Here is a 19609-nt window from a genome sequence, read left to right on the forward strand (position 1 = left end):
CTCGGGAGGCGGCGAGTGATCGCACTGGCCGCCGCCACGATCCTGTTGCCCTTCGCCGCGGCGTTCGCGGGGATGCTGCTGGGCCGGCGGCTCCCCCCGGCGCCGATCGCGGTGCTGCCGATGGCGATCGCCACGGTGCTCAGCGCCATCGTGGCGCTCGTCCAGTGGGGCGATCCCGGGGTACGCACCGGAACGCTCACCACGATTCCCACCGGCGGCGTCCGGATCGGCATCGGGCTCTCGGTGGACGGGCTGGCGGCCGCCGTGGCGTTCATGGTCTGCTGCGTCGCGCTGGCCGTACAGATCTACTCCGTCGCCTACATGCGGCACGAGCCGGCCGAGACGGGCCGGGGACTCCCCGGCGGCGGGCACGACAACCGGTACTCCTCCTACGCCGCCTTCATCTCGCTGTTCACCGCGGCGATGCTGCTGGTGGTCTACGCCGGGGACCTGCTGGTGCTCTACGCCGGCTGGGAGGTCATGGGCGTCTGCTCGTACTTCCTCATCGGTCACCACTGGGAGGACCGGACCAGCTCGCGGGCCGCGGTCAAGGCGTTCCTCGTCACCCGGATCGGCGACGTCGGCTTCCTGTTCGGGATCTTCGTCCTGGGCATGGGCGCGCGCACCTTCTCGCTCGCGGGCGTCCTGGACGCCGTCCCCCGCCTGCCGCACGGCACCCTGGTGGCCGGGACGCTGCTGCTGCTCGCCGGGGTAGCCGGCAAGAGCGCGCAGTTCCCGCTGCACACCTGGCTGCCGGACGCCATGGCCGGCCCGACCCCGATCAGCGCCCTGATCCACGCCGCCACCATGGTCGCGGCCGGGGTCTACGTCGTGGCGCGCCTCTACCCGGCGTTCCTCGCGGCGCCCGCCTCGCTCGCCGTCCTCGGGGTGATGGCGGTGATCTCCATGCTGGGAGCCGCGCTGGCGGCACTCGCGCAGCAGGATCTCAAACGGGTGCTGGCCTACTCCACGATCAGCCAGCTCGCCTACATGGCGGCCGGGCTGGCCGTGGGGTCCCGCGACGGCGCGATGTTCCACCTGCTCACCCACGGGGCGTTCAAGGCGGTGCTGTTCCTCGGGGCGGGCTGTGTGATCACCGCGGTCGGCTCCAACCTGCTGCGCGACTACGGCGGGCTGAGAGACCGGATGCCGGTCACCTTCTGGTCGATGACGATCGGCTTCGCCGCGCTCGCCGGCATCCCGCCGGCCAGTGGCTTCTTCAGCAAGGACTCCGTCATCGAGGCCGCACAGCACGCCCTGGCCGGGTCGAAGACAAAGCTCTACACCGGCCAGGTGGGCACCTCCGGGCACTACGTCCGGGAGGGCATCGACCTTCCGGTCTGGACGGCCTGGCTCATCTACCTCGCGCTGCTGGTGACGGTCGCGGTGACGGCGGCGTACGCCATGCGGGCCTGGCTGATGACGTTCTTCGGGGAGCCCCGCTCCGGCGCGGAGGCGCGGGAGGCCTCGCCCCTGATGAGCTGGCCGGTCGCCGCGCTGGCCGTCCCCGCGCTGCTCCTGGGCCTGGTCGTCTCCCTCGCCGACCCCGGCCTGCGGCCGCACTTCGGCTCGGCCGCGCTGTCCCTGCTGCTGGTCACCGTCGGCGCGGGGGCCGCCTTCCTGATCTGGAACGGCGACCCGGCCCTCGACCCGGCGCGCGTGCTCGGCCGCGCCCAGCCGGCCTTCGAGCGCGCGTTCCACGTCGACGAGGTCTACGACCTGGCGTTCGTACGACCCGTACGGGCGCTGGCCGGCACGGTACTGACGGCGGACGACAAGGGCATCGACGCGGGGGTCGAGGGCTCGGCCACCGCCGCCCGCAGGCTCGGCGGCCTGCTGCGGCTGCCCCAGAACGGAAACCCGCAGAGCTATCTCACCGGGCTCCTCACCGGCGTCGTGGTCATCGTGCTCGCGGTGGTGATCTTCACATGATGCTGATCGCCCTGTTGGCGGTGCCGCTGCTCGGCGCGCTGGCCTCGCTCGCGCCACCGGACCGGCTGGGCTTCAAGGACGACGAGGCGCGGACCTGGTTCGCCCGCGCGCTCGGCCTGCTGACCTCCGGACTGACGCTGGTGCTGGCGCTGGTCGCGGCGCTGCTGTTCGACCACGACCGGCCCTCGCACATGCAGCTCGGGGTCGACTGGGCGTGGGCTTCGGCGATCGGCCTCCGCTTCCACCTCGGCCTCGACGGCGTGTCGCTGCCGCTGGTCGCCCTGACCGCGCTGCTCACGTTCCTGTGCTTCCTCTACACGATCAAGCACCCGCCTTCGGCCCGGGTCCTTCCCGGCCGCGACGCGGGCTCCGCCGCCGGCGCGGATCCGCTGCCCGTGCGGGACGCGGACCGGTTGTTCACCGGGTTGCTGCTGGCGCTCGAGGTCGGCATGCTCGGCACCTTCGCCGCCCTCGACCTGGTGCTGTTCTTCGTGTTCTTCGAGGTCGTGCTGATCCCGATGTACGTCGTGATCGCGCTCTGGGGGGGTCCGGGCCGGCGCGCGGCCGCGTACAAGTTCATCCTCTACACGCTGCTGGGCTCCGGGGTGCTGCTGGTCGGGCTGCTGCTCATCGCGGTCAACGCGGGGACCCTCGACATGGTGGCGCTGGCCGCCCGGCACGGCGACGGGCTCTCGCGCGGCGTGCAGGTCGCCGCGTTCCTGTTCGTCGGGCTGGGGCTGGCGGTCAAGGCGCCGATGTGGCCGCTGCACACCTGGCTGCCGGACGCGCACACCGAGGCCCCGACCGTCGGCTCGGTGCTGCTGGCCGGGGTGCTGCTCAAGATGGGCACGTACGGATTCGTCCGGATCGCCCTCCCGATGGCCCCGGAGGGCGCCACGACCTGGGCGCCGTGGCTCGGCTTCCTGGCGGTCATCGGGATCATCTACGGCGCGCTGGCCTGCCTCGCCCAGCGCGATCTCAAGCGGATGATCGCCTACTCCTCGGTCGGGCACATGGGGTTCGTGCTGCTCGGCATCGCCACCCTCACCCCGATCGGGGTCAACGCGGCGCTGTTCGGCAACATCGCGCACGGCCTCATCACCGGGCTGCTGTTCTTCCTCGCCGGATCGGTCAAGGAGCGGTACGGCACCGGTGACCTGGCGGAGCTCGGCGGCGGGATGCTCGCCCGCGCCCCCCGGCTCGCCTCCTTCCTGACGTTCGCCGCCATCGCCGGGCTGGGGCTCCCCGGGCTGGCCGGGTTCTGGGGCGAGATGCTGGCCATGCTCGGCGCCTACCGGCCCGCCGCCGGCCTGCCCCGCGAGACCTTCGTGACCTTCATGGTCTTCGGCGGCCTCGGCGCGGTGCTCACCGCCGCCTACTTCCTCCGCCTGCTGTCCACGATCACCCACGGGCCGGTCGGGCCCGTGCGGGCGGAGCGCCCCGAACCCGCTCGCGTGCTCGCCGAAGGCTCCCCGGAGGTGTCCCTGGAGGCCTCCACACAGCTGTCCGTGCAGGTCCCCCCGATCGCGGCGCCCACCCGGTACGAGTACGCCGCGTGGGTCCCGCTGGTCGCCCTCATCCTCGTGGTCGGCCTGTGGCCCAAGGCCCTGCTCGACCTGACCACGGTCCCCGTACAGGCCCTGCTCGGAGGCGGCCGATGAGCTCCGTGATCCAGGGGATCGACTACGCGGCGATCTCGCCGGCGCTGATCGTGGCGCTGGCCGCGGTCGCGGTCCTGGTGGCGGACGCCTTCGACGTGCCGCGGAGGACGGTCTCGTGGATCAGCGCCGGCTCCCTCGGGGCGGCGCTGATCGCGGCGCTCGCGCTGGTGGCGGGGGACCGGCGGGCCACCTTCTGCATGCCCGGCAGGTTGCGGGCGGGCGGGCCGCCGTCCTGTTCGTACGTCGCGGACGACTTCACCCTGCTCTTCCAGGTGGTCGTGCTGGGCGCCGCCGTGGTCGTCCTGCTGCTGTCGCTCGACCTGCTGCCGACCTCGGTCCCGTCCGGAGGAGGCTCTTCCGGGGGCTCGTCACGGGCCGTACCCGCGGGGGAGTACCACTTCCTCCTGCTCGCCGCGATCACCGGGGCGCTGACCCTGGTGGCCGCCCGCGACCTCATCACCCTGGTGGTGGCGCTGGAGACCCTCTCGCTGCCGGTGTTCGCGCTGGTCGCCCTGCGGCGGTACGACGGGGTGGCGACCGAGGCGGCGGTCAAGCTGCTGCTGATCTCGGTGATCTCCACCGCGGTCATGCTCTTCGGGATCAGCCTGATGTACGGCGTGACCGGGGCCATGCACCTCGACCGGATGGCCGCGGCGCTGGCCCACACCCCGACGGACCTGCGGCCGGTCGCCTCGGCCGGGGTCGTCCTGGTGCTGGCCGGGTTCGCGTTCAAGGTCGCGGCCGTGCCCTTCCACTTCTGGGCGCCCGACGTCTACCAGGGTGCTCCGCTGCCGGTCGCGGCCTTCCTCTCGGTGGTGTCGAAGGCGGCCGGGTTCGCCGGCCTGGCGATCACGGTGTCGCTCGGCTTCCCGTCCTACGGCCACGTGTGGGGGCCGCTGCTCGGCGTACTGGCGGCCGTCACCATGACGCTCGGGAACCTCGTCGCACTGTGGCAGCGGCATCCCGTACGGCTGCTGGCCTGGTCGTCGGTGGCCCAGTCGGGCTACATGCTGGCGCCGCTCGCGGTCGGCGCGAAACGGCTGCCGGAGGCGGTGGCGGCGACCGCCGCGTACGTGACGTTGTACGCGGTCATGAACCTCGGCGCGTTCGCCGTCGTGACCGCCGTCGCCCGGCGCACCGTACCCCCCGGCGGTCCCCCCGCGGCCGCGGCAGACCTGGAGGACTATCGGGGGCTGGGGCGCCGGAGCCCCCTGCTCGCGGCGGCGCTGGCCTTCTTCCTGATCTGCCTGGCGGGCCTGCCGCCGGGCATCATGGGATTGTTCGCCAAAATCGTGGTCTTCCGGGCGACCGTGGCCGGGGGTGCGGCCTGGCTGGCGGTCATCATGGCCCTCAACACGGTGATCGGCCTGTACTACTACCTGGCCTGGGTCGTGCGGCTCTTCGCCGCGCCGGGCACCGAGACGTACAAGATCAGAACAAGCGTGACGGTCGGCCTGGCCATCGGCGCGGCGGCCGCCGGGGCGGTGCTCCTGTCGGTGGCTCCGCAGCTCGTTCTGCAGACGGTGTCGGCCGTCACCTAGCCCGGGAACGTTTCTCCAGGTCATGCCGTTCCCAGGGTGGGAGGCCGTTCAGCGGTCATGGGGAGGCAAGCAGCGGTGCGGAGCAACGGTCTGAAGACGGCGGTGCTGATAGGCGCACTCTCGGCCGTGGTGCTGGCCGCGGGCTGGGCGTTCGGCGGTGGGGCCGGGCTGACCATCGCGCTCCTCATCGCGCTGGGGGCCAACGGCATCGCCTTCTTCTTCAGCGACCAGATCGCGTTGCGTTCGATGCGGGCCCACCCGGTGAGCGAGGTCGAGGCCCCGGCGCTCTACCGGATCGTCCGGGAACTCGCGACGTCCGCCCGGCAGCCGATGCCCCGGCTGTACGTCTCGGAGACCCCGCAGCCGAACGCCTTCGCGACCGGCCGCAATCCACGCCGCGCCGCGGTCTGCTGCACCCGGGGGATCCTGCGGATGCTCGACGAGCGGGAGCTGCGGGCGGTGCTGGGCCACGAGCTCTCCCATGTCTACAACCGGGACATCCTGATCTCCTCGGTCGCGGCGGCACTCGCCACCGTGATCACGTACCTGTCCTATCTGGCGGTCTTCGTGCCGATCGGCAGGTCGGACGACGATGACGGGCCCGGCGTGCTGGGCGCGCTGCTGATGCTCGTCCTCGGGCCCCTCGCCGCCGGGGTCATCCAGATGGCGATCAGCCGTACCCGTGAATTCCAGGCCGACGCCTCGGGTGCCCGCCTGACCGGCGACCCCCAGGCGCTCGCGGACGCCCTGATCAAGATCGAGGCCGGCGTGCAGGCCATGCCGCTGCCGCCCGACAGTCAGATCGCCGCGACCAGCCCCCTGATGATCGCGAACCCGTTCCGCGGCGCGGGCCTGGTGCGGCTCTTCTCGACCCATCCGCCCACCGCGGAGCGCGTGGCCAGACTCGAGCGGATGGCCGGTAACCGGCGTTAGTGTTCGATCGTGACAGAGCGACAGGAACTGAACCAGAAGATCATCGAAGAGTTCCGCGCCAACGGTGGTGAGGTGGCGCAGTTCGCCGGCACACCTCTGCTCCTGCTGATCACCAAGGGCGCGAAGTCGGGCGATGCCCGCATCAACCCGCTGGCCTACCTGCCGGACGGCGATCGCCTGGTGGTCTTCGGCGCCAACGGCGGGCGGCCGGCCAATCCCGGCTGGTACCACAACGTGCTCGCCGACCCCCGGGTCGTGGTCGAGGTGGGGACACAGCGGTTCGAGGCGACCGCGGCCGTCGCCACCGGGGAGGAGCGCGAGCGGCTCTGGGGCCTGCAGATGGAGCGAAGCCAGACCTTCGCCGGCTTCGCCGCCAGGGCGGGCCGCGACATCCCTGTGGTCGTGCTGACCCGCGACGCCTGAACTTTCAGCATTCGCGATCTACGTTGAACTTCCGGGTCGGCTCGTTCGTCAAAGGAAATGTGGGCGGGTCGATTTGTCTTGGCGGGGAGGTCGGCCCGCCCACTCGGAGCGTCCGTCAGCGGTAGTTGGTGAACTGCAGGGCGAGGTCGAGGTCCTTGCCCTTGAGCAGGCTCATGACGTCCTGCAGGTCGTCCTTCTTCTTGGAGCTCACCCGCAGCTCCTCGCCCTGGATCTGCGCCTTGATGCCCTTCGGGCCCTCATCCCGGATGATCTTGCTGATCTTCTTGGCGTCCTCCTGGGAGATGCCCTCCTTGAGGTCGACCGGCAGCCGGTATTCCTTGCCGGACAGCTTCGCCTCACCGGGGTCCAGGACCTTCAGAGAGACGCTGCGCTTGACCAGCTTGTCCCTGAAGACGTCCAAGACCGCGGCGGCGCGCTCCTCGCTGTTGGCCCTGATCTCGATGCTGTCCCCGGACCAGGCGATCGACGCGCCGGTGCCCTTGAAGTCGAAGCGGTGGCCGACCTCCTTGACGGCCTGGTTCAAAGCGTTGTCGACCTCCTGCCGGTCGATCTTGGAGACGATGTCGAAAGAGCTCTCTGAGGCCACGGTTCTTGTCCTTACAGATTGTGACGATCAAGATAGGGAAGAGCGTAGTGAGCTGTGGTGCGCGCGGGGCGCACTCTCCAGTGTCGCAGCCCCCATCGGCGGGCCGCCCGGCCGACAGGCCCGCCCTGCGCACCGGTATGTCGTATCAGCCGGTCGGCGGACAGATCTCGGTTATGCCCATGAACGCGGCCCGGGGTGTAGGCCGGACGGGCCCACGGACCCACGCTGACCTGCCATGGGGCCGGGGCCGGGAGGCGGTGCCGGCCCTCGGGTCCGGGTGGCTGAACTGATGTCACGGCCACCTCTGGCGTCCGCTATTCTTGCTACTGCCTTCGCGAGAGCGAAGACATGGCGGTTTGCCCGAGTGGCCAAAGGGAGCAGACTGTAAATCTGCCGGCTCAGCCTACGTTGGTTCGAACCCAACAGCCGCCACAGCACGGCGAACGGCCCGTCACCAGGGGAAACCTAGTGGCGGGCCGTTCGCGTTGTGTCCGGCTGGTTGCGGTCGGATCCGGCCGTCTGCGGCGGGCTGCGCTGAATACGCGCTCAAGCTGGAGGGCGGCGAAGCACTGCTCAACTGAGGCGGATGTGGCTCGCCTTAGTGCGCCGGGTACACGTCGACGTATGTCCGGTTGCGGGACGGCATACGGCCTCTCCGGACCGACCCGATCCGACGCAGCGCCTTGAGCTGATGGATCACCAGACGCGACTGGTCACCCCGGATCCCGGCCGTCCGGCCTGAGACAGGCCAGCGTGAAGAGCGCATACAGGCTCGAGATGATCTCCTTGGCGGTTGGGCAACGCACCTAGTTTGGTTGCCCCCGGCCAGCCCTGACAGCTGTAAGTCTCGACAACCAAGATACGACACTGCTGATGTGCTCGAAGAGCGCTCAACGACGGTGACTTACGAGAGACAAAGGGCTTCACGCTGAGAATTCCCTCTGTCGATCTTCACTTGTGCGTGAGCGTTCTGTTGCGCGTGCGGCTGGAGGGCAATCGAACGCGGACGGAGCCATTAACCTTCCGACCGTCGGGACTCGACCCCACTGACCTGGCCTTTTCTGGGAACGACCCAAGATTTCCGTGTATTCACCACGGCCATGGTGCATGGCTCCATTCCGTAGCCGCCCGATCAGTAGTGCGACACGCCGCGAATCTTCCGGGACGTGGCGGATCGACCGCACTACCGTCTGTTCTGGATGGTGTGACGACTGGCCGGAGTCCGGCCTGTCGGAGGTACTGCACGCTCCGCGCCTCTCCCCTGAGGTTGCTGCGATGCGCGCACGTCACAACCTCTCAACTGAGAGGCGGTTGCGTGCGACAAGATCTCCCGACAGGAAGGATCCAGTATGGACTGGTCCCGCACCACCAAGCGCGTCAGGAAATCCCTTCGCCGTTACGGTGGCGTCCTGCTCGCGGCGCTGTTGCGCTGGGTGCTGGAGTCGCTGTGGACTGACGGAGGGCCCGGCCACCACGGCTAACGTGTGGGCCGGACCCTGACACGCCGGTAGCGAGGGGCCTCGCCTTGGCTTTGTGGTTACACGGGCGGGGCCTCTTGCTTTAGTCAGACCACTGACGCGTCTTAACTAACATTACTCGGTACGTGTACACGTTGCCCCCTATGAGACCCGTGATGCAAGCTCTCCATCGCGCGTGTCTCACCTCAGGCGACTTATACCCTCTCCGGGGTGGCCTCCTTGGTGCAGGGTTAAGGCGTCATGGAGGGTGGCCTCCTTGGTGCAGGGTTAAGGCGTCATGGAGGGTGGCCTCCTTGGTGCAGGGTTAAGGCGTCATGGAGGGTGGCCTCCTTGGTGCAGGGTTAAGGCCTCAACGGGGTAACCCGATGTGCAGCCCAGGGCGCGGTTAGACCCCGGAGGTATAGGTCAGGCGGGATCGACCGCCCTTAAACTTGCGTTGGGCTGCGGCCGACCTTGTTAACCGGGGCATGTCGCGCCCCCCTGGTACGGGCCTCCCCCAGCGTGAGCGATCTCGCGGTCCAGGGCGGCACTGACGGCGAGCGGGTCATACGGTGCGCCACGGTCGGCCAGGCCCGGTGATGGTGTCCCAGATCAGGGTGTGCGCGGGCCGGTAGAACTCGCTGCCGTCCGCAGCTCGCGGACCTCGGCCAGGGCGGACGGGGCGAGCATCGCCGAGCCGAGCACTCGCTGTTCGGCCTCGATGTTGTGCGGCACCGGGCGAAGGAAGTCGAGATCGGCTTGAGCGGACTCGACCAGCCGCAGGCCGGCGGGTGGCTTGGTCACGGGGTGGCCTCCGGGTTGGTACGCCCTGTCCGGGCGCAGACGCGCGGCGGGTTGTGGGTCATGATGAGCACCGCCGCCATCGGCACGTGACCCCCGCGCGAGCCGGGCCTGCCTTATAGCGTCGCCGCGAAGCAGGCGGAGGCGTTCCCGATGGTGATGATGATGCGGATGTGGCCGTCGGCGGGCAGGAGAACCGAGCCGGGGTAGATGCGATCACGGGACGGCGTACCGTCGTCGTTGAGCGGGGTGGACGTCGCCGCGGCGTCGCGGACGTAGTAGGCGATCGTGCCCGACTCCACGTGGTCGATCTTGATCAGCGCCTCCAGCGGTCGCTTGTAAGGGTCCTGGGCGACCCAGAGCTTGGCCACGCCGCCGCGCTGGTTCCGAAGCGCCGCGCCGAAGGGGCCGACGCGTACGCCGCCCGCCGCCGCGCCCTGCTCCCCTGCCCCGTCGGCGTCGAGGCAGGGCACACCGTCCTTCGGCGTAGCGGGCGGCGAGACGGGGCTCGTCCAGGTGAGCACGCTAGGCGTTGCCTGTTTTACCGTCGGCCGACCCGCTGAACAGGCCGTTTGGCTACCCATGAGGATGACTGCCACTAACAGCGGCAGAAGCTTTGTTTTCACCATTGATGAAAGTATCCCGCTGATTATGGTCACGTCCATGTACTTAGCGCGGGTCGGCTGCTGCGCGGATCGCGGGGCCGGCACCTGCATCTGCTGCCCTGGGATCTCCGTCATTGACCGCTGGTACGGGCACGCGCGGGGCACGGTCTTCCTTCCCTGAATACTTCCCTGAATAGCGCGCGGCGGGCCACATGCCCGTACACGGGAGGCACAGTCCGTGCTGTACCGCAGTGGCTCTAACCTGCGGCAGTACCCCCGTGATTCGAGGGCGACCCCGACCCCGTACCGCAGGGTCGGCCACGGCCCGAGGAAGGGAAGCGGGGCGGCACCGTCGGCGACTGGAACACGACGGATCGCGCCGGACGAGATCATGGAACCGGCGCCGGTGAGCCGGCGTCACATTCGGGTGCGATCACTGGGGCGCCTGTCCGGTTTGTTCTCCGTTGTCGTGGCTATCATCTCGGTCGGCGTGCTGACCGGCTCGACACCGAACTTCACCGGATCGGACGTCCCCGAACCTCCGTCCGACCCGAACACTCTGGTGCTTCAGCTTCACCTATGGCGGAGTATGAGCGGGCCGCCAGAGCTGGCGGAACTGCCGGAGTTCAGCCTGTACGGCGGCGGCCGGGTGATCGTCGGGAACGCCTGGGACGGCTCGCTGCACCGGGCCCGGGAGTACACCCTCAGCCCGGACCGGTACCGGCAGATCTACCGTCTCGCGCACGCCGCCGGGCTCGCCCGCTCCCGACATCTTCCCGAGCCGGAGGAGACCACCGACGGGACACTGTTGGTCGCCGAGCTGCGGTCGGCTGGGCGTCTGCACGCCACCACCGTGGTCTCCCTGGGGCGGAGGTCCGAGATCGGGGCGCGCCGTCGGATCGCCGAGTTCCGTCGGACCGTACGGCAGCTCACCGGCTCCACCGATCCGGCCCGGACCACCGACTACCGACCGGACCGGGTCGCCGTGCTCGCGACCGGCGGCTGGTTCGGCGGGGACGTCAGCCGGATCCCCGAGCGGCAATGGCCGAACGGCGATCTCCTGGCCGGCGTACGGACCGACCTCGGCGAGTGCACGACCCGCAGCGGCGCGGCGGTGCCGGGCATCGAGGCGCTCGGCCGCGGCACCCCCCTGGGCACCCACTGGCCAAGCGGGGAGAAGCGGTCCGGCGGCGTCGTCGTCCTCATCCGGCCGCTGTTGCCCAACGAGGACGACTGCGCCGACCTGAACCGCCGGCGGCCGGGATAGCCACTGGGTGGCCGCGCCGGATGCGGGGGTGAGTAGTTCGTGATGCAGTGAGCGATGCCGTGGGCACTCGAAGGCGAAAAGGGCCGGCCCCCCTGTGCGGGGGGCCGGTCCGGTGTCGGCTTGCTCGGCTAGCGCTCAGAGCATGCCTTAGCCCTGCTGCGAGGTGAGGACGGAGAGGTCCTCGCCCTTGGCGAGGGCTTCCATGATCTGGCCGTGGGAAGCCCCACTGTTCTTCAGTGCTTTGGCATAGGCCCGCAGAAAGGCAACTGTGGTCCCGCCGGTGGCGATGGCTTCCTTGACCTCCATGTGAGAGGCCCACACCCGAACCGCCACGTAGGCCCGCAGCTTGCCGGCCGTGTTGAGTCCCAGTGCGTGGATCTCCATGACTTCCTCGTGGGAAGCGCTCGTGTCTCGCGGTTCGTGCCGGGACCGCTGCTTGGCGCCGCACCGTGCCTGCGCGTAGGCCGGCAGGCGGACGCCTTCGGCGACGGCCTCCATGATCTCCTGGTGGGAGGCACCTCCCCACCGCCTGGCCGTCTCGTACTCCTCAAGGGGGCCGAGCTTGGCGGCGGCCTCGAGGGCCTCGTCGTGGGAGGCGCCTCCCCACCGCCGGGCGCATGCGTACTCGTCCAGGCGGCTGAGCTCGGCGACGGCCTCCATGATTTCCTCGTAAGAGGACAACTCCCGCGCCCAGATGTAGATGTTCCGGTCGGGACCGGCATTGCCATCAGCGGCGTCGTACTCCTGGCCGAAGGCGTCGCGCCGCACGCTGCGCCAGGCTCCCTCCCTGCCGTACTTCTTGAAGAAGGAGTCGGCCTTCCCGGTGACGTCCCGGAAGAAGGAGTCCCACCACGTGGCCCTGGCCTGAGGGGACTCGCACTCCGCGGCGACCGTCCAGAAGAGGGAGTCGAACTGCGCGGCGACCGTCCGGAGCAGGGAGTCACGCCTTTCGACGTACTCCTGGAATGCCGCTCGTGCTGCTGAGTCGACACCGTCCGGCAGTGTCGGCCTTGGGATCTCGACCATGCGAGATTCCTTTCGTGAGATCTGGTTTGTGCCTTACGGCCAGTACCGTCCCCGGACAGACCGTCGGGGCACGTGCCATGGACGCGCACCATTCCCGCTGTACCGACCATTTCTCGTCCGCATTCGGGGCCGCCACGCGGGCCCGCCCTCAGGGGTCAGGACGGGCCGGGACTGTGCCGCGGTGGTCCTGCACAGACGTGGCACGGCGTGGGCCGTGCGGAAGACGGGCGGGCACCTTGCTTGACACGGAGGGTTACGGCCGGACGGTGACGGCCGCGGTGAACGACCGCAGAACAAACAAACGAGAACTCTCTCAGGAGATGATCATATGGCCAGCGAAATAACGCCGGACGCTCAGGCTGCCGCCGACATGGCAGCCCAGGCGGCAGCAGCCGCAGCCGCAGCAGCGGCCCAGGCCGCCGCGGCGGCAGCAGCCGCAGCCGCAGCAGCCGCTCAGGGCGGTAGCGCCCAGGCCGGCAAGGCCACTTCGTAACAACCCGCCGGCCCTCACCCCCCAGGGGGTGAGGGCCGGTTTCGATTTCGCAGGCCGACGCGGCAGGTAGGACAGTGCACGGGCGGTGGGGAGGTCCGCCTCCGCACCGTGTCGGCCGGGCGGCGACGGCGGCTCCTTTCACGGGATCAGCCGAGGGGGTCGGTGGTCCAGGTCGAGGGGTTCGGGGTGAAGACGGTGGTCCTCTTGTAGAGGGCGAGGAGGCCGCCGGAGGGCTTCAGCAGCTCGCCGGCCGGGGCGGTCGAGGAGTAGCAGAGGTCCAGGCCGTGTACGCCGTACACGCAGAGGCGTTCGCTGCCGAGCGCGGCCAGTGACTTCCGGTCCTTCCCTGTGGCCTTCTCCGGGCTCCGCTTGGAGTGCGCCGGGCCGGTGGAGGTGCCGACCTCGTGGAAGGCCGGGTGCCCGTCGATCGTGGTGTTGGGTGCGTCCCGTCCGAGCTTCAAGGGCCCCTCGGCCTGGCCGGGCAGGGAGACGAGGATCGACAGGCCGGGCGCGAAACCCACGGACGTCTGCCAGCCGCCACCGCCGCTCCGCGGGTTGGTGGAGATCGAGGCGTTCCCGGCCTTGAAGCCGGCCGGCAGCCCCTTGAGCTGGAAGGGGAACGCCTGCGGGGTGTCCTGGATCCTTATCGCGCGGGCGACCTGGTAGAGGACGGTCTTGAGGTCGGTGCCCGCCGGGGCCGCGTCGTACTCCAGCTCGCCCCACTGCTTCGGGCCGAACTGGATGCGCAGCCGCGCCTCGCCGGGCGCGGTCCCGGGGCCGGGCGGGGGCGGCTGCATCCAGTGGGCGGCGCGGCCGTTGACCCGCGGGGCCGTGATCGCCTTGGCGGGCACTCCACCCCGCATGTTGCCCAGGGCCGGCTCCGGTCCGGCCGGGAACAGCTGGAAGTAGAACTGGGTCCCGGTGGCCGCGCCTCCCTTTAGCGCGGCCATGGAGAAGACACCGTTCTCGTAGTTGGTCGTCACCGGCCCGTACCCGTGGGGAAGCCAGCCGAAGGACGCCCTCTGCACGTACGGATTGGGCCGGGCGGTGCTGGAGGACGAGCCCGCGATGTTGTCGCCGGTGGCCTTCTTGCCGCCCGGCAGTACGGCCACCGTGCCGAACACGACGGCGCCGACGGCGATGGCCGTTCCCGCGACGGTGCCCGCACGGCGCCATCGGATGATCCGGCGGCCCTTCGCCCGGGCGGCCTCCACCGAGGCGTTCACCGGGTGCGGCTGGTCGGTGAGCCGGTGCAGCCTGGTCCGCAGGTCGGTCTCTTCCACGCTCATGACAGGTGTTCCTTCACAGATGACCGCCGCAGGTCGCTTCGGAGGGTCGCGAGGGCGCGCGCGGTCTGGCTTTTGATGGTTCCGGTGGAGCAGTTGAGGACGTCGGCGGTCTGCTCGACCGACAGGTCGCAGTAGAAGCGCAGCACGACGGCGGCGCGCTGGCGTGGTGGCAGGGCGGCCAGCGCGGCACGGAGATCCAGGGTCATGTCCGGGTCGGCCGTGACGGCGGGAGTGTCGGGCAGCTGCCGGAGCGAGGTGACCCGTTTACGCCAGCCGGTGCGCTGCTCGGCGAGGAACACCCGGACCAGGATGGTCCGGGTGTAGCCGTCGAGGTTGTCGACGGCGGCGGCCCGCCGCCAGTTCACGTACAGCCGGGTGATGGCGACCTGCACGAGGTCGTCGGCCCGTGCCCAGTCCTGGCAGAGGAGGAAGGCGACCTTGTGCAGCCAGGTCAGCCGCGCGGTCACGTAGGCCGTGTACTTCTCATCAGGTGTCACACAGCCGTCCTCTCGTGGGGTTGCTCGACGCCTCTCTAATGCGGCCGGGGCAGGAAAAGGTTGCCTCGGATGAGGATCCACGAGCTTCCTCGCCCGGACGACCCCAGAGAAAGGACGGCCCCAGAAGGGACGGCCCCAGGCCGGGTACGGCGTCGCTAGCCGGTTCGCCGAAGGGGCGGGGGAGTCCACTCGCCGCTGAGGGCGGACGGCTTCGGCCAGTAGCAGCGAAGGCAGACGTTGAAGGAGCCGGTGGGCGCGGGCAGCCAGTTCGCCTCGGGCCCGGCCTCGGGCGGGTCGTGCTGGACGAGGATGTCCAGGGATCCGTCCGGGTTGAGCTGCAGCGGGTCGCGGTCGCCCACGGCATAACGCCGGATCGGGTTCGCCACGAAGAACTGCTTGTCGTCGTACATCGTCAGTGACCAGAACCCGTTCACCGGTGGCCGCTCGCCCGCGTCGAAGTGCAGCAGGTAGCGGTGCTCTCCGCTGAGGGGGGCGCCGGTCGCGTCGACGGTGGCACGGGGGTAGAGGGCGTCGGCGTCGAGATTCGCGCCCAGGCCGAGGGCGGCCACCAGGACCCGCTTGGCGTAGTCGGTGCCGTAGTCGCCCAGGTCGCGGTAGATGGTCCAGCCGTTGACGGAGTCGTCCGCGGCGTCGCCGACGATCCGCCGCAGCGCCGCCCGGCCGCCTTCGGGGGCCCTGTGGACGGCGTTGATCGACTCAGCGGTGCTGAGCGGGCCGGGCCCTCCGCCGGGGACGATGCCCAGCGTGCCGAAGCGTTCGAGTGCCGCGGCGTCGCCCGGGTGCGGCGGGTTGGCCACCATGAGCTGGTTGAGCCGGGTGAAGAACGTGATCCCGTCGAGGGCGGCGATCTGGTCGACGGGAGGTGTCTCCATGGCCGGGGTCGAGGCCATCGAGGCCGGTGGCGTGCCGGGCGGCACGTACTCCGTCGGGTCACCGGTCCAGGCCGACAGCGGCGTCAGGTGCATCTGGTCCTGCAGCGCGTGAACCGCCAGGTAGTCCTTGATCCCCGCGATGGTGGTACGGCCGATGATCCACACCAGCGAGGTCGGCGATCTCACCTGCCGTGATCCCGCGGGGACGGTCCCGGACCATCCCGGGCCGGTGATCGTGAAGTGCCCGCCGGCCTGCCCGGTGGTACGGGATCCGGGGGCGGCGAAGACGTCGGTCCATCCGCTGAGCATCGGCATCATCCAGTACCGGTCTCCCATGTCGGGGACCGACAGGACGATGGGCTCGGGCCCGACGTCCAGCCAGGCGGAGGAGTACAACGTGTCGACGTTGGGTGCCACCACCTTGGTGAACGTCGCGTCGGGCACGGTCCGCAGGTGGTGGAACCGGTTCATCGGCGCCCGCTCGTCATCGGCCGAGCGGGGGGTGCCGGTCATCACCCGCCGGGTGAGCTCCATCAGCACGAGCGGATAGCCGAACAGCCAGGCGTCGACGGCCACCCGCGAGACCTCGTCTTCACGCTCGGTCATTACGCCTCCCACCTGTGCCTGATCAGAGTCTCTCCACCCCGGCGGCCGGTTACTGCCCGTTCAAGTAAGAAAACGACCTATTTCCCGTAATCCCATGAATTGGGTAAATCGGATGGTGTCCGTGTCGCCGGACGCGCGTGCGCCTTTCCGAAAAGTCGGTCCGCGGGGACATATCAGTGGCCTGCCCTAAGCGTCTGAGAGGTGAGAGCACTTTGGAGGGACGGTGGATACCGCTTTGGGTGCTGCAACAGGCCGGGCGAGGGAGGGCCGCGTGAGCGCGTGCTTTGGCGACGAGGACGAGCTGGAGTGCGAGGAGTGCTCGGACGGCTCGGCGGACGTCTACAAGGACGCCGACGGGGTCGCGTACGCACTGTGTGCGAGCTGTGCGGCCGCCAAGAGCGGTGAGACGTGATCCAGACGCGGGGCGGCCGAGGTCGTGAGGTGCCCGAGCGGCCAGGATGGTGTCCGTGCAGATCACTTTTGCGACCGAAGCCACCCCCGGCCGGGTGAACGAGGACTTCGTGGCGGCGGGTGCGGACTGGGCGCTGGTGCTCGACGGGGCCACGCCTCGGGCCGATGTGGACGGCGGGTGCGCCCACGGGCCCGCCTGGCTGGTCCGGCGGCTCGGCGGCCGGCTGGCCCAGCTCCTCGCGGAGGAGACCGGGGAGCCGTTGCGGGACGTCCTCGCGGAGGCGATCGCGACGACGGCCGGGCGGCACTCGGGCACCTGCGACCTGGGCAACCCGGACAGCCCCTCGGCGGCGGTCGCCATGCTGCGTACGACCGGTGCGACGCTGGAGTGGCTGGTGCTGGCCGATTCGGCGGTGGTGCTCGATCTTGACGGCACGGTACGAGCCATGGTGGACGACCGGGTCGCGCACCTGCCCGGTTACACGGTCGAGGACGTACGGGCGGCCCGTAACAGCCCGGGCGGCTTCTGGGTGGCGAGCACCAGGCCCGAGGCGGCCTACGAGGCGATGACCGGCTCGGCCGAGACGGCTCGGGTGCGACGGGCGGCTCTGTTCAGCGACGGAGCCGCCCGTCTGGTCGAACGCTTCGGGGTCACCGACTGGAGGGGACTGCTCGACCTGCTCGACCGGCTGGGACCCGTACGGCTGATCGAGCGGACGCGTACGGCCGAGCGCGCCGAGACCGACGGCGAGCGGGCGGCCCGCCGGGGCAAGAGGCACGACGACGCGACCGTGGTGGCGGTGTCACCGGATGCCGCCGCCGGTCAGGGAACGCACGGCCAGCGCCGTGAAGCGAGCGGGGTCGCTCTTCTCCCGGCTGAGCAGGGTGCCGAGGACGGCGCACAGGAACCCGAACGGGATGGAGATCAGGCCGGGGTTCTCCAGCGGGAAGACATGGAAGTCGACGCCGGCCGGGAACAGTGAGAGGTTCTGCCCGGTGACCGGATCGACCTTGCCGGAGACCACGGGCGAGAGGATCACCAGGATCAGTGAGCTCAGCAGCCCGCCGTAGATGCCCGCGACCGTGCCCACGGCGTTGAACCGCCGCCAGAAGAGCGAGAACACGATGGCGGGCAGGTTGGCCGAGGCCGCCATGGCGAAGGCCAGCGCCACCAGGAAGGCCACGTTGAGGTTCTTGGCGAAGACCGCCAGCAGGATGGCCAGCGAGCCGATCAGGAACGCCGCGAACCGGGCCACGCTCACCTCCTGCGACTCACGCGGGCGCCCCAGCATGAGCACGTGCCCGAAGTAGTCATGGGCGATCGACGTCGACGAGGCCATCACGAGCCCCGCCACGACGGCGAGGATGGTCGCGAAGGCCACCGAGGCGACGAACGCCAGCATGATCTCGCCGCCGATCCGGCCCGCGAGCTCCTCGCCGAGAGCCCGGGCGAGCTGCGGCGCGGCGGTGTTGCCGGAGGGGTCCTGGGCGAGGATGTTGCTCCGCCCGACCAGCGCGGTCGCGCCGAAGCCGAGCGCCAGGGTCATCAGGTAGAAGGCGCCGACCAGGCCGATCGCCCAGTTGACCGAGGTGCGGGCGGCGCGGCCGTCGGGGACGGTGAAGAACCGGGTGACGACGTGCGGGAGCCCGGCGGTGCCCAGCACGAGGGCGAGCGCCAGGCTGATGAAGTCGAGCTTGTTGAGCAGGGTCGCACCGGGGTCGCCCGGCACCTCCTTGCCGTATTTCAGGCCGGGCTGGAGGAACTCGCGGCCTTTACCGCTGGCGTCGGCGGCCGTTCCCAGCATCGAGCTGATGTCGAAACCGAAATGACGCAGCACGAGCACGGTCATCAGCGTGGCGCCGAACATCAGCAGCGCGGCTTTGACGATCTGTACCCAGGTGGTGCCTTTCATGCCGCCGAACATGACATAGCAGATCATCAGAATTCCGACGATGATGATTGCTATGACCTCGGCGGCGCCCGCCGGAATGCCGAGAAACGCCTGTCCCGGCTTGATGCCGAGCAGCAGTGAGATCAGCGCACCGGCTCCCACCATTTGCGCGAGCAGATAGAAGACCGAGACGGTGACCGTGGATATCGCCGCGGCGGTCCGTACCGGGGGCTGTTTCGGGGCCCGGTAGGCGAGCACGTCGGCCATGGTGAAACGGCCGGTGTTGCGCATCAACTCGACGATCAGAAGTGCGGGGATCCAGGCGACGAGGAAGCCGATCGAATAAAGGAATCCGTCGTAGCCGGAGAGTGCGATGATGCCCGCGATGCCGAGGAAGGAGGCGGCCGACATGTAGTCACCGGCCAGCGCGAATCCGTTCTGCACGCCCGAGAAGGTCCGGCCGCCGGCGTAGAAGTCGTCCGCGCCCTTGGTGTTGCGCCGGGCCCACACGGTGATGCCCAGCGTGATGCAGACGAGTACGGCGAACAGCGAGAACGTCAGGATCTGGCCGCTGCCGAAGGTCTCCGTCCCGGTGGCGGTGGCGGTCACCATCTCGCGTTCCCGGGCTCGGGGCGTGCCTGCGGTTTGCCGAGCTCGGGGCGCTGCCCGGTCCGCAGGGACCGGGGGGCGCCGATCGCGGCGTCGATCTCATCCCGGATGCGGTCCGCGAGGGGATCGAGCGAGATCCGGGCGTAGCGCGCGTAGAACCAGGCGAAGGCGAAGGTCGAGGCGAACTCCAGGACGCCGAAGACCAGGCCGACGTTGATATTGCCGACCAGCCGGTGGTCCATGATGTCCCGACCAAATGCCGACATGGCCACATAAAGGGAGTACCAGGCGAAGAAGACCGCCAAGATGGCGAGTGAGAAGTACACGAACCGCTTGTGGAGCCTACCGAATCTCCGATCTCTCCCTAATGCCACATAGTGGACATGGTGGAGATCATTGGTGCGGCGATATGACGAAGCTTCGCCAGCCAACGCACTGCCCTTCTGTCGACTGCATTTCCTTTCCCACCAGACATGAGAGCAGATGGTGATGGCGTGTATCGGCCACTTCCCGTGAATCCTCGTGTTCGGCGGGTGATGATCTTGCGTTCGCGCGGGTTCCCGCATGCCCGGGCCCATGCCCGCCGCATACCGGATGATCACGGAGGTCGCCGTTAACTCCGGCATTCAACTCGAATAGGATTCGGTTCACCTCAGCCGCCCCAGG

The 19609-nt window shown here is 69.5% G+C and carries 17 protein-coding genes, 1 tRNA gene and 1 pseudogene; 10 read left to right on the forward strand and 9 right to left on the reverse strand.

Going from position 1 to position 19609, the window contains the following annotated elements; translation table 11 throughout:
• Positions 1-15: 15 nt before the first annotated feature.
• The 5 genes from ACRYCC_RS00850 to ACRYCC_RS00870 all read left to right on the forward strand — a co-directional run bounded on the left by ACRYCC_RS00850 (position 16) and on the right by ACRYCC_RS00870 (position 6490).
• Positions 16-1932 carry an NADH-quinone oxidoreductase subunit 5 family protein gene (locus ACRYCC_RS00850; protein WP_433807603.1) on the forward strand — a complete coding sequence of 639 codons (1917 nt, stop codon included), beginning with the start codon at positions 16-18 and terminating at the stop codon, positions 1930-1932.
• Positions 1929-3593 (forward strand): complex I subunit 4 family protein, encoded by a 1665-nt coding sequence (locus tag ACRYCC_RS00855; RefSeq protein ID WP_433807605.1) that lies wholly within the window; start codon positions 1929-1931, stop codon positions 3591-3593. The genes ACRYCC_RS00850 and ACRYCC_RS00855 overlap by 4 nt, the downstream gene beginning before the upstream one ends.
• On the forward strand, positions 3590-5134 hold the full coding sequence (locus ACRYCC_RS00860; protein ID WP_433807607.1) for an NADH-quinone oxidoreductase subunit N: 1545 nt from the start codon (positions 3590-3592) through the stop codon (positions 5132-5134). Before ACRYCC_RS00855 ends, ACRYCC_RS00860 begins: the two co-directional genes overlap by 4 nt.
• 75 nt (positions 5135-5209) lie before the next feature.
• Entirely contained in the window at positions 5210-6067 is an 858-nt protein-coding gene (gene htpX / locus ACRYCC_RS00865) for a zinc metalloprotease HtpX (RefSeq protein ID WP_433807609.1), read from the forward strand.
• A 9-nt stretch (positions 6068-6076) separates the two neighbouring features.
• On the forward strand, positions 6077-6490 hold the full coding sequence (locus ACRYCC_RS00870; RefSeq protein ID WP_433807611.1) for a nitroreductase family deazaflavin-dependent oxidoreductase: 414 nt from the start codon (positions 6077-6079) through the stop codon (positions 6488-6490).
• Between the two features lie 115 nt (positions 6491-6605).
• Here ACRYCC_RS00870 and ACRYCC_RS00875 read toward each other — a convergent pair whose 3' ends face one another.
• Positions 6606-7097, reverse strand: coding sequence for a YajQ family cyclic di-GMP-binding protein (locus ACRYCC_RS00875; RefSeq protein WP_433807613.1), 492 nt, complete (start codon positions 7095-7097; stop codon positions 6606-6608).
• Positions 7098-7447: 350 nt separating this feature from the next.
• On the opposite strand from ACRYCC_RS00875, the gene ACRYCC_RS00880 reads away from it, so the two are divergent.
• Both ACRYCC_RS00880 and ACRYCC_RS00885 read left to right on the forward strand, forming a co-directional pair.
• A tRNA-Tyr gene (locus tag ACRYCC_RS00880) sits at positions 7448-7529 on the forward strand.
• Between the two features lie 917 nt (positions 7530-8446).
• Positions 8447-8578, forward strand: coding sequence for a hypothetical protein (locus ACRYCC_RS00885; RefSeq protein WP_433807615.1), 132 nt, complete (start codon positions 8447-8449; stop codon positions 8576-8578).
• A 588-nt stretch (positions 8579-9166) separates the two neighbouring features.
• Here the strand turns inward: ACRYCC_RS00885 and ACRYCC_RS00890 are convergent.
• Both ACRYCC_RS00890 and ACRYCC_RS00895 read right to left on the reverse strand, forming a co-directional pair.
• The gene (locus tag ACRYCC_RS00890; RefSeq protein ID WP_433807617.1) at positions 9167-9358 is read right to left on the reverse strand and encodes a hypothetical protein; all 192 of its coding nucleotides are present in this window, start codon (positions 9356-9358) and stop codon (positions 9167-9169) included.
• A gap of 113 nt (positions 9359-9471) precedes the next feature.
• Positions 9472-9828: a hypothetical protein gene (locus ACRYCC_RS00895; protein ID WP_433807619.1), complete on the reverse strand. Its 357-nt coding sequence runs from the start codon at positions 9826-9828 to the stop codon at positions 9472-9474.
• Between the two features lie 721 nt (positions 9829-10549).
• Here ACRYCC_RS00895 and ACRYCC_RS00900 point away from each other — a divergent pair.
• The gene (locus ACRYCC_RS00900) at positions 10550-11227 is read left to right on the forward strand and encodes a hypothetical protein (protein ID WP_433807621.1); all 678 of its coding nucleotides are present in this window, start codon (positions 10550-10552) and stop codon (positions 11225-11227) included.
• 147 nt (positions 11228-11374) lie between these two features.
• On the opposite strand, the gene ACRYCC_RS00905 is transcribed toward ACRYCC_RS00900, so the two are convergent.
• The 4 genes from ACRYCC_RS00905 to ACRYCC_RS00920 form a co-directional block, all read right to left on the reverse strand.
• Positions 11375-12253, reverse strand: coding sequence for a hypothetical protein (locus ACRYCC_RS00905; RefSeq protein ID WP_433807623.1), 879 nt, complete (start codon positions 12251-12253; stop codon positions 11375-11377).
• A 639-nt stretch (positions 12254-12892) separates the two neighbouring features.
• Entirely contained in the window at positions 12893-14035 is a 1143-nt protein-coding gene (locus ACRYCC_RS00910) for a hypothetical protein (RefSeq protein WP_433807625.1), read from the reverse strand.
• Positions 14032-14532 (reverse strand): SigE family RNA polymerase sigma factor, encoded by a 501-nt coding sequence (locus ACRYCC_RS00915; protein WP_433807627.1) that lies wholly within the window; start codon positions 14530-14532, stop codon positions 14032-14034. Before ACRYCC_RS00915 ends, ACRYCC_RS00910 begins: the two co-directional genes overlap by 4 nt.
• A 155-nt stretch (positions 14533-14687) precedes the next feature.
• Positions 14688-16031, reverse strand: coding sequence for a DUF1254 domain-containing protein (locus tag ACRYCC_RS00920; protein ID WP_433807629.1), 1344 nt, complete (start codon positions 16029-16031; stop codon positions 14688-14690).
• 271 nt (positions 16032-16302) lie between these two features.
• Here ACRYCC_RS00920 and ACRYCC_RS00925 point away from each other — a divergent pair, with 271 nt between their 5' ends.
• Both ACRYCC_RS00925 and ACRYCC_RS43985 read left to right on the forward strand, forming a co-directional pair.
• Positions 16303-16443: a hypothetical protein gene (locus ACRYCC_RS00925; RefSeq protein WP_433807631.1), complete on the forward strand. Its 141-nt coding sequence runs from the start codon at positions 16303-16305 to the stop codon at positions 16441-16443.
• Positions 16444-16489: 46 nt separating this feature from the next.
• Positions 16490-17113, forward strand: a pseudogene (locus tag ACRYCC_RS43985) (protein phosphatase 2C domain-containing protein); the annotation flags it as partial.
• Between the two features lie 132 nt (positions 17114-17245).
• Here ACRYCC_RS43985 and ACRYCC_RS00930 read toward each other — a convergent pair.
• Together ACRYCC_RS00930 and ACRYCC_RS00935 are read right to left on the reverse strand one after the other, a co-directional pair.
• Positions 17246-18946 carry a solute symporter family protein gene (locus ACRYCC_RS00930; protein ID WP_433807633.1) on the reverse strand — a complete coding sequence of 567 codons (1701 nt, stop codon included), beginning with the start codon at positions 18944-18946 and terminating at the stop codon, positions 17246-17248.
• Positions 18940-19569: a DUF485 domain-containing protein gene (locus tag ACRYCC_RS00935; protein ID WP_433807635.1), complete on the reverse strand. Its 630-nt coding sequence runs from the start codon at positions 19567-19569 to the stop codon at positions 18940-18942. The genes ACRYCC_RS00930 and ACRYCC_RS00935 overlap by 7 nt, the downstream gene beginning before the upstream one ends.
• Positions 19570-19609: the final 40 nt, after the last annotated feature.

Source organism: Actinomadura scrupuli (assembly GCF_050971785.1).
Lineage (GTDB): Bacteria > Actinomycetota > Actinomycetes > Streptosporangiales > Streptosporangiaceae > Actinomadura_E > Actinomadura_E scrupuli.

Bases quoted from the DNA above. Each gene is read 5' to 3' on its own strand.
- ACRYCC_RS00855 (WP_433807605.1), top strand. From the start codon at position 1,929: ATGATGCTGATCGCCCTGTTGGCGGTGCCGCTGCTCGGCGCGCTGGCC.
- ACRYCC_RS00860 (WP_433807607.1), top strand. From the start codon at position 3,590: ATGAGCTCCGTGATCCAGGGGATCGACTACGCGGCGATCTCGCCGGCG.
- ACRYCC_RS00885 (WP_433807615.1), top strand. From the start codon at position 8,447: ATGGACTGGTCCCGCACCACCAAGCGCGTCAGGAAATCCCTTCGCCGT.
- ACRYCC_RS00900 (WP_433807621.1), top strand. From the start codon at position 10,550: ATGAGCGGGCCGCCAGAGCTGGCGGAACTGCCGGAGTTCAGCCTGTAC.
- ACRYCC_RS00905 (WP_433807623.1), bottom strand. From the start codon at position 12,253: ATGGTCGAGATCCCAAGGCCGACACTGCCGGACGGTGTCGACTCAGCA.
- ACRYCC_RS00910 (WP_433807625.1), bottom strand. From the start codon at position 14,035: ATGAGCGTGGAAGAGACCGACCTGCGGACCAGGCTGCACCGGCTCACC.
- ACRYCC_RS00920 (WP_433807629.1), bottom strand. From the start codon at position 16,031: ATGACCGAGCGTGAAGACGAGGTCTCGCGGGTGGCCGTCGACGCCTGG.
- ACRYCC_RS00930 (WP_433807633.1), bottom strand. From the start codon at position 18,946: ATGGTGACCGCCACCGCCACCGGGACGGAGACCTTCGGCAGCGGCCAG.
- ACRYCC_RS00935 (WP_433807635.1), bottom strand. From the start codon at position 19,569: ATGCCGGAGTTAACGGCGACCTCCGTGATCATCCGGTATGCGGCGGGC.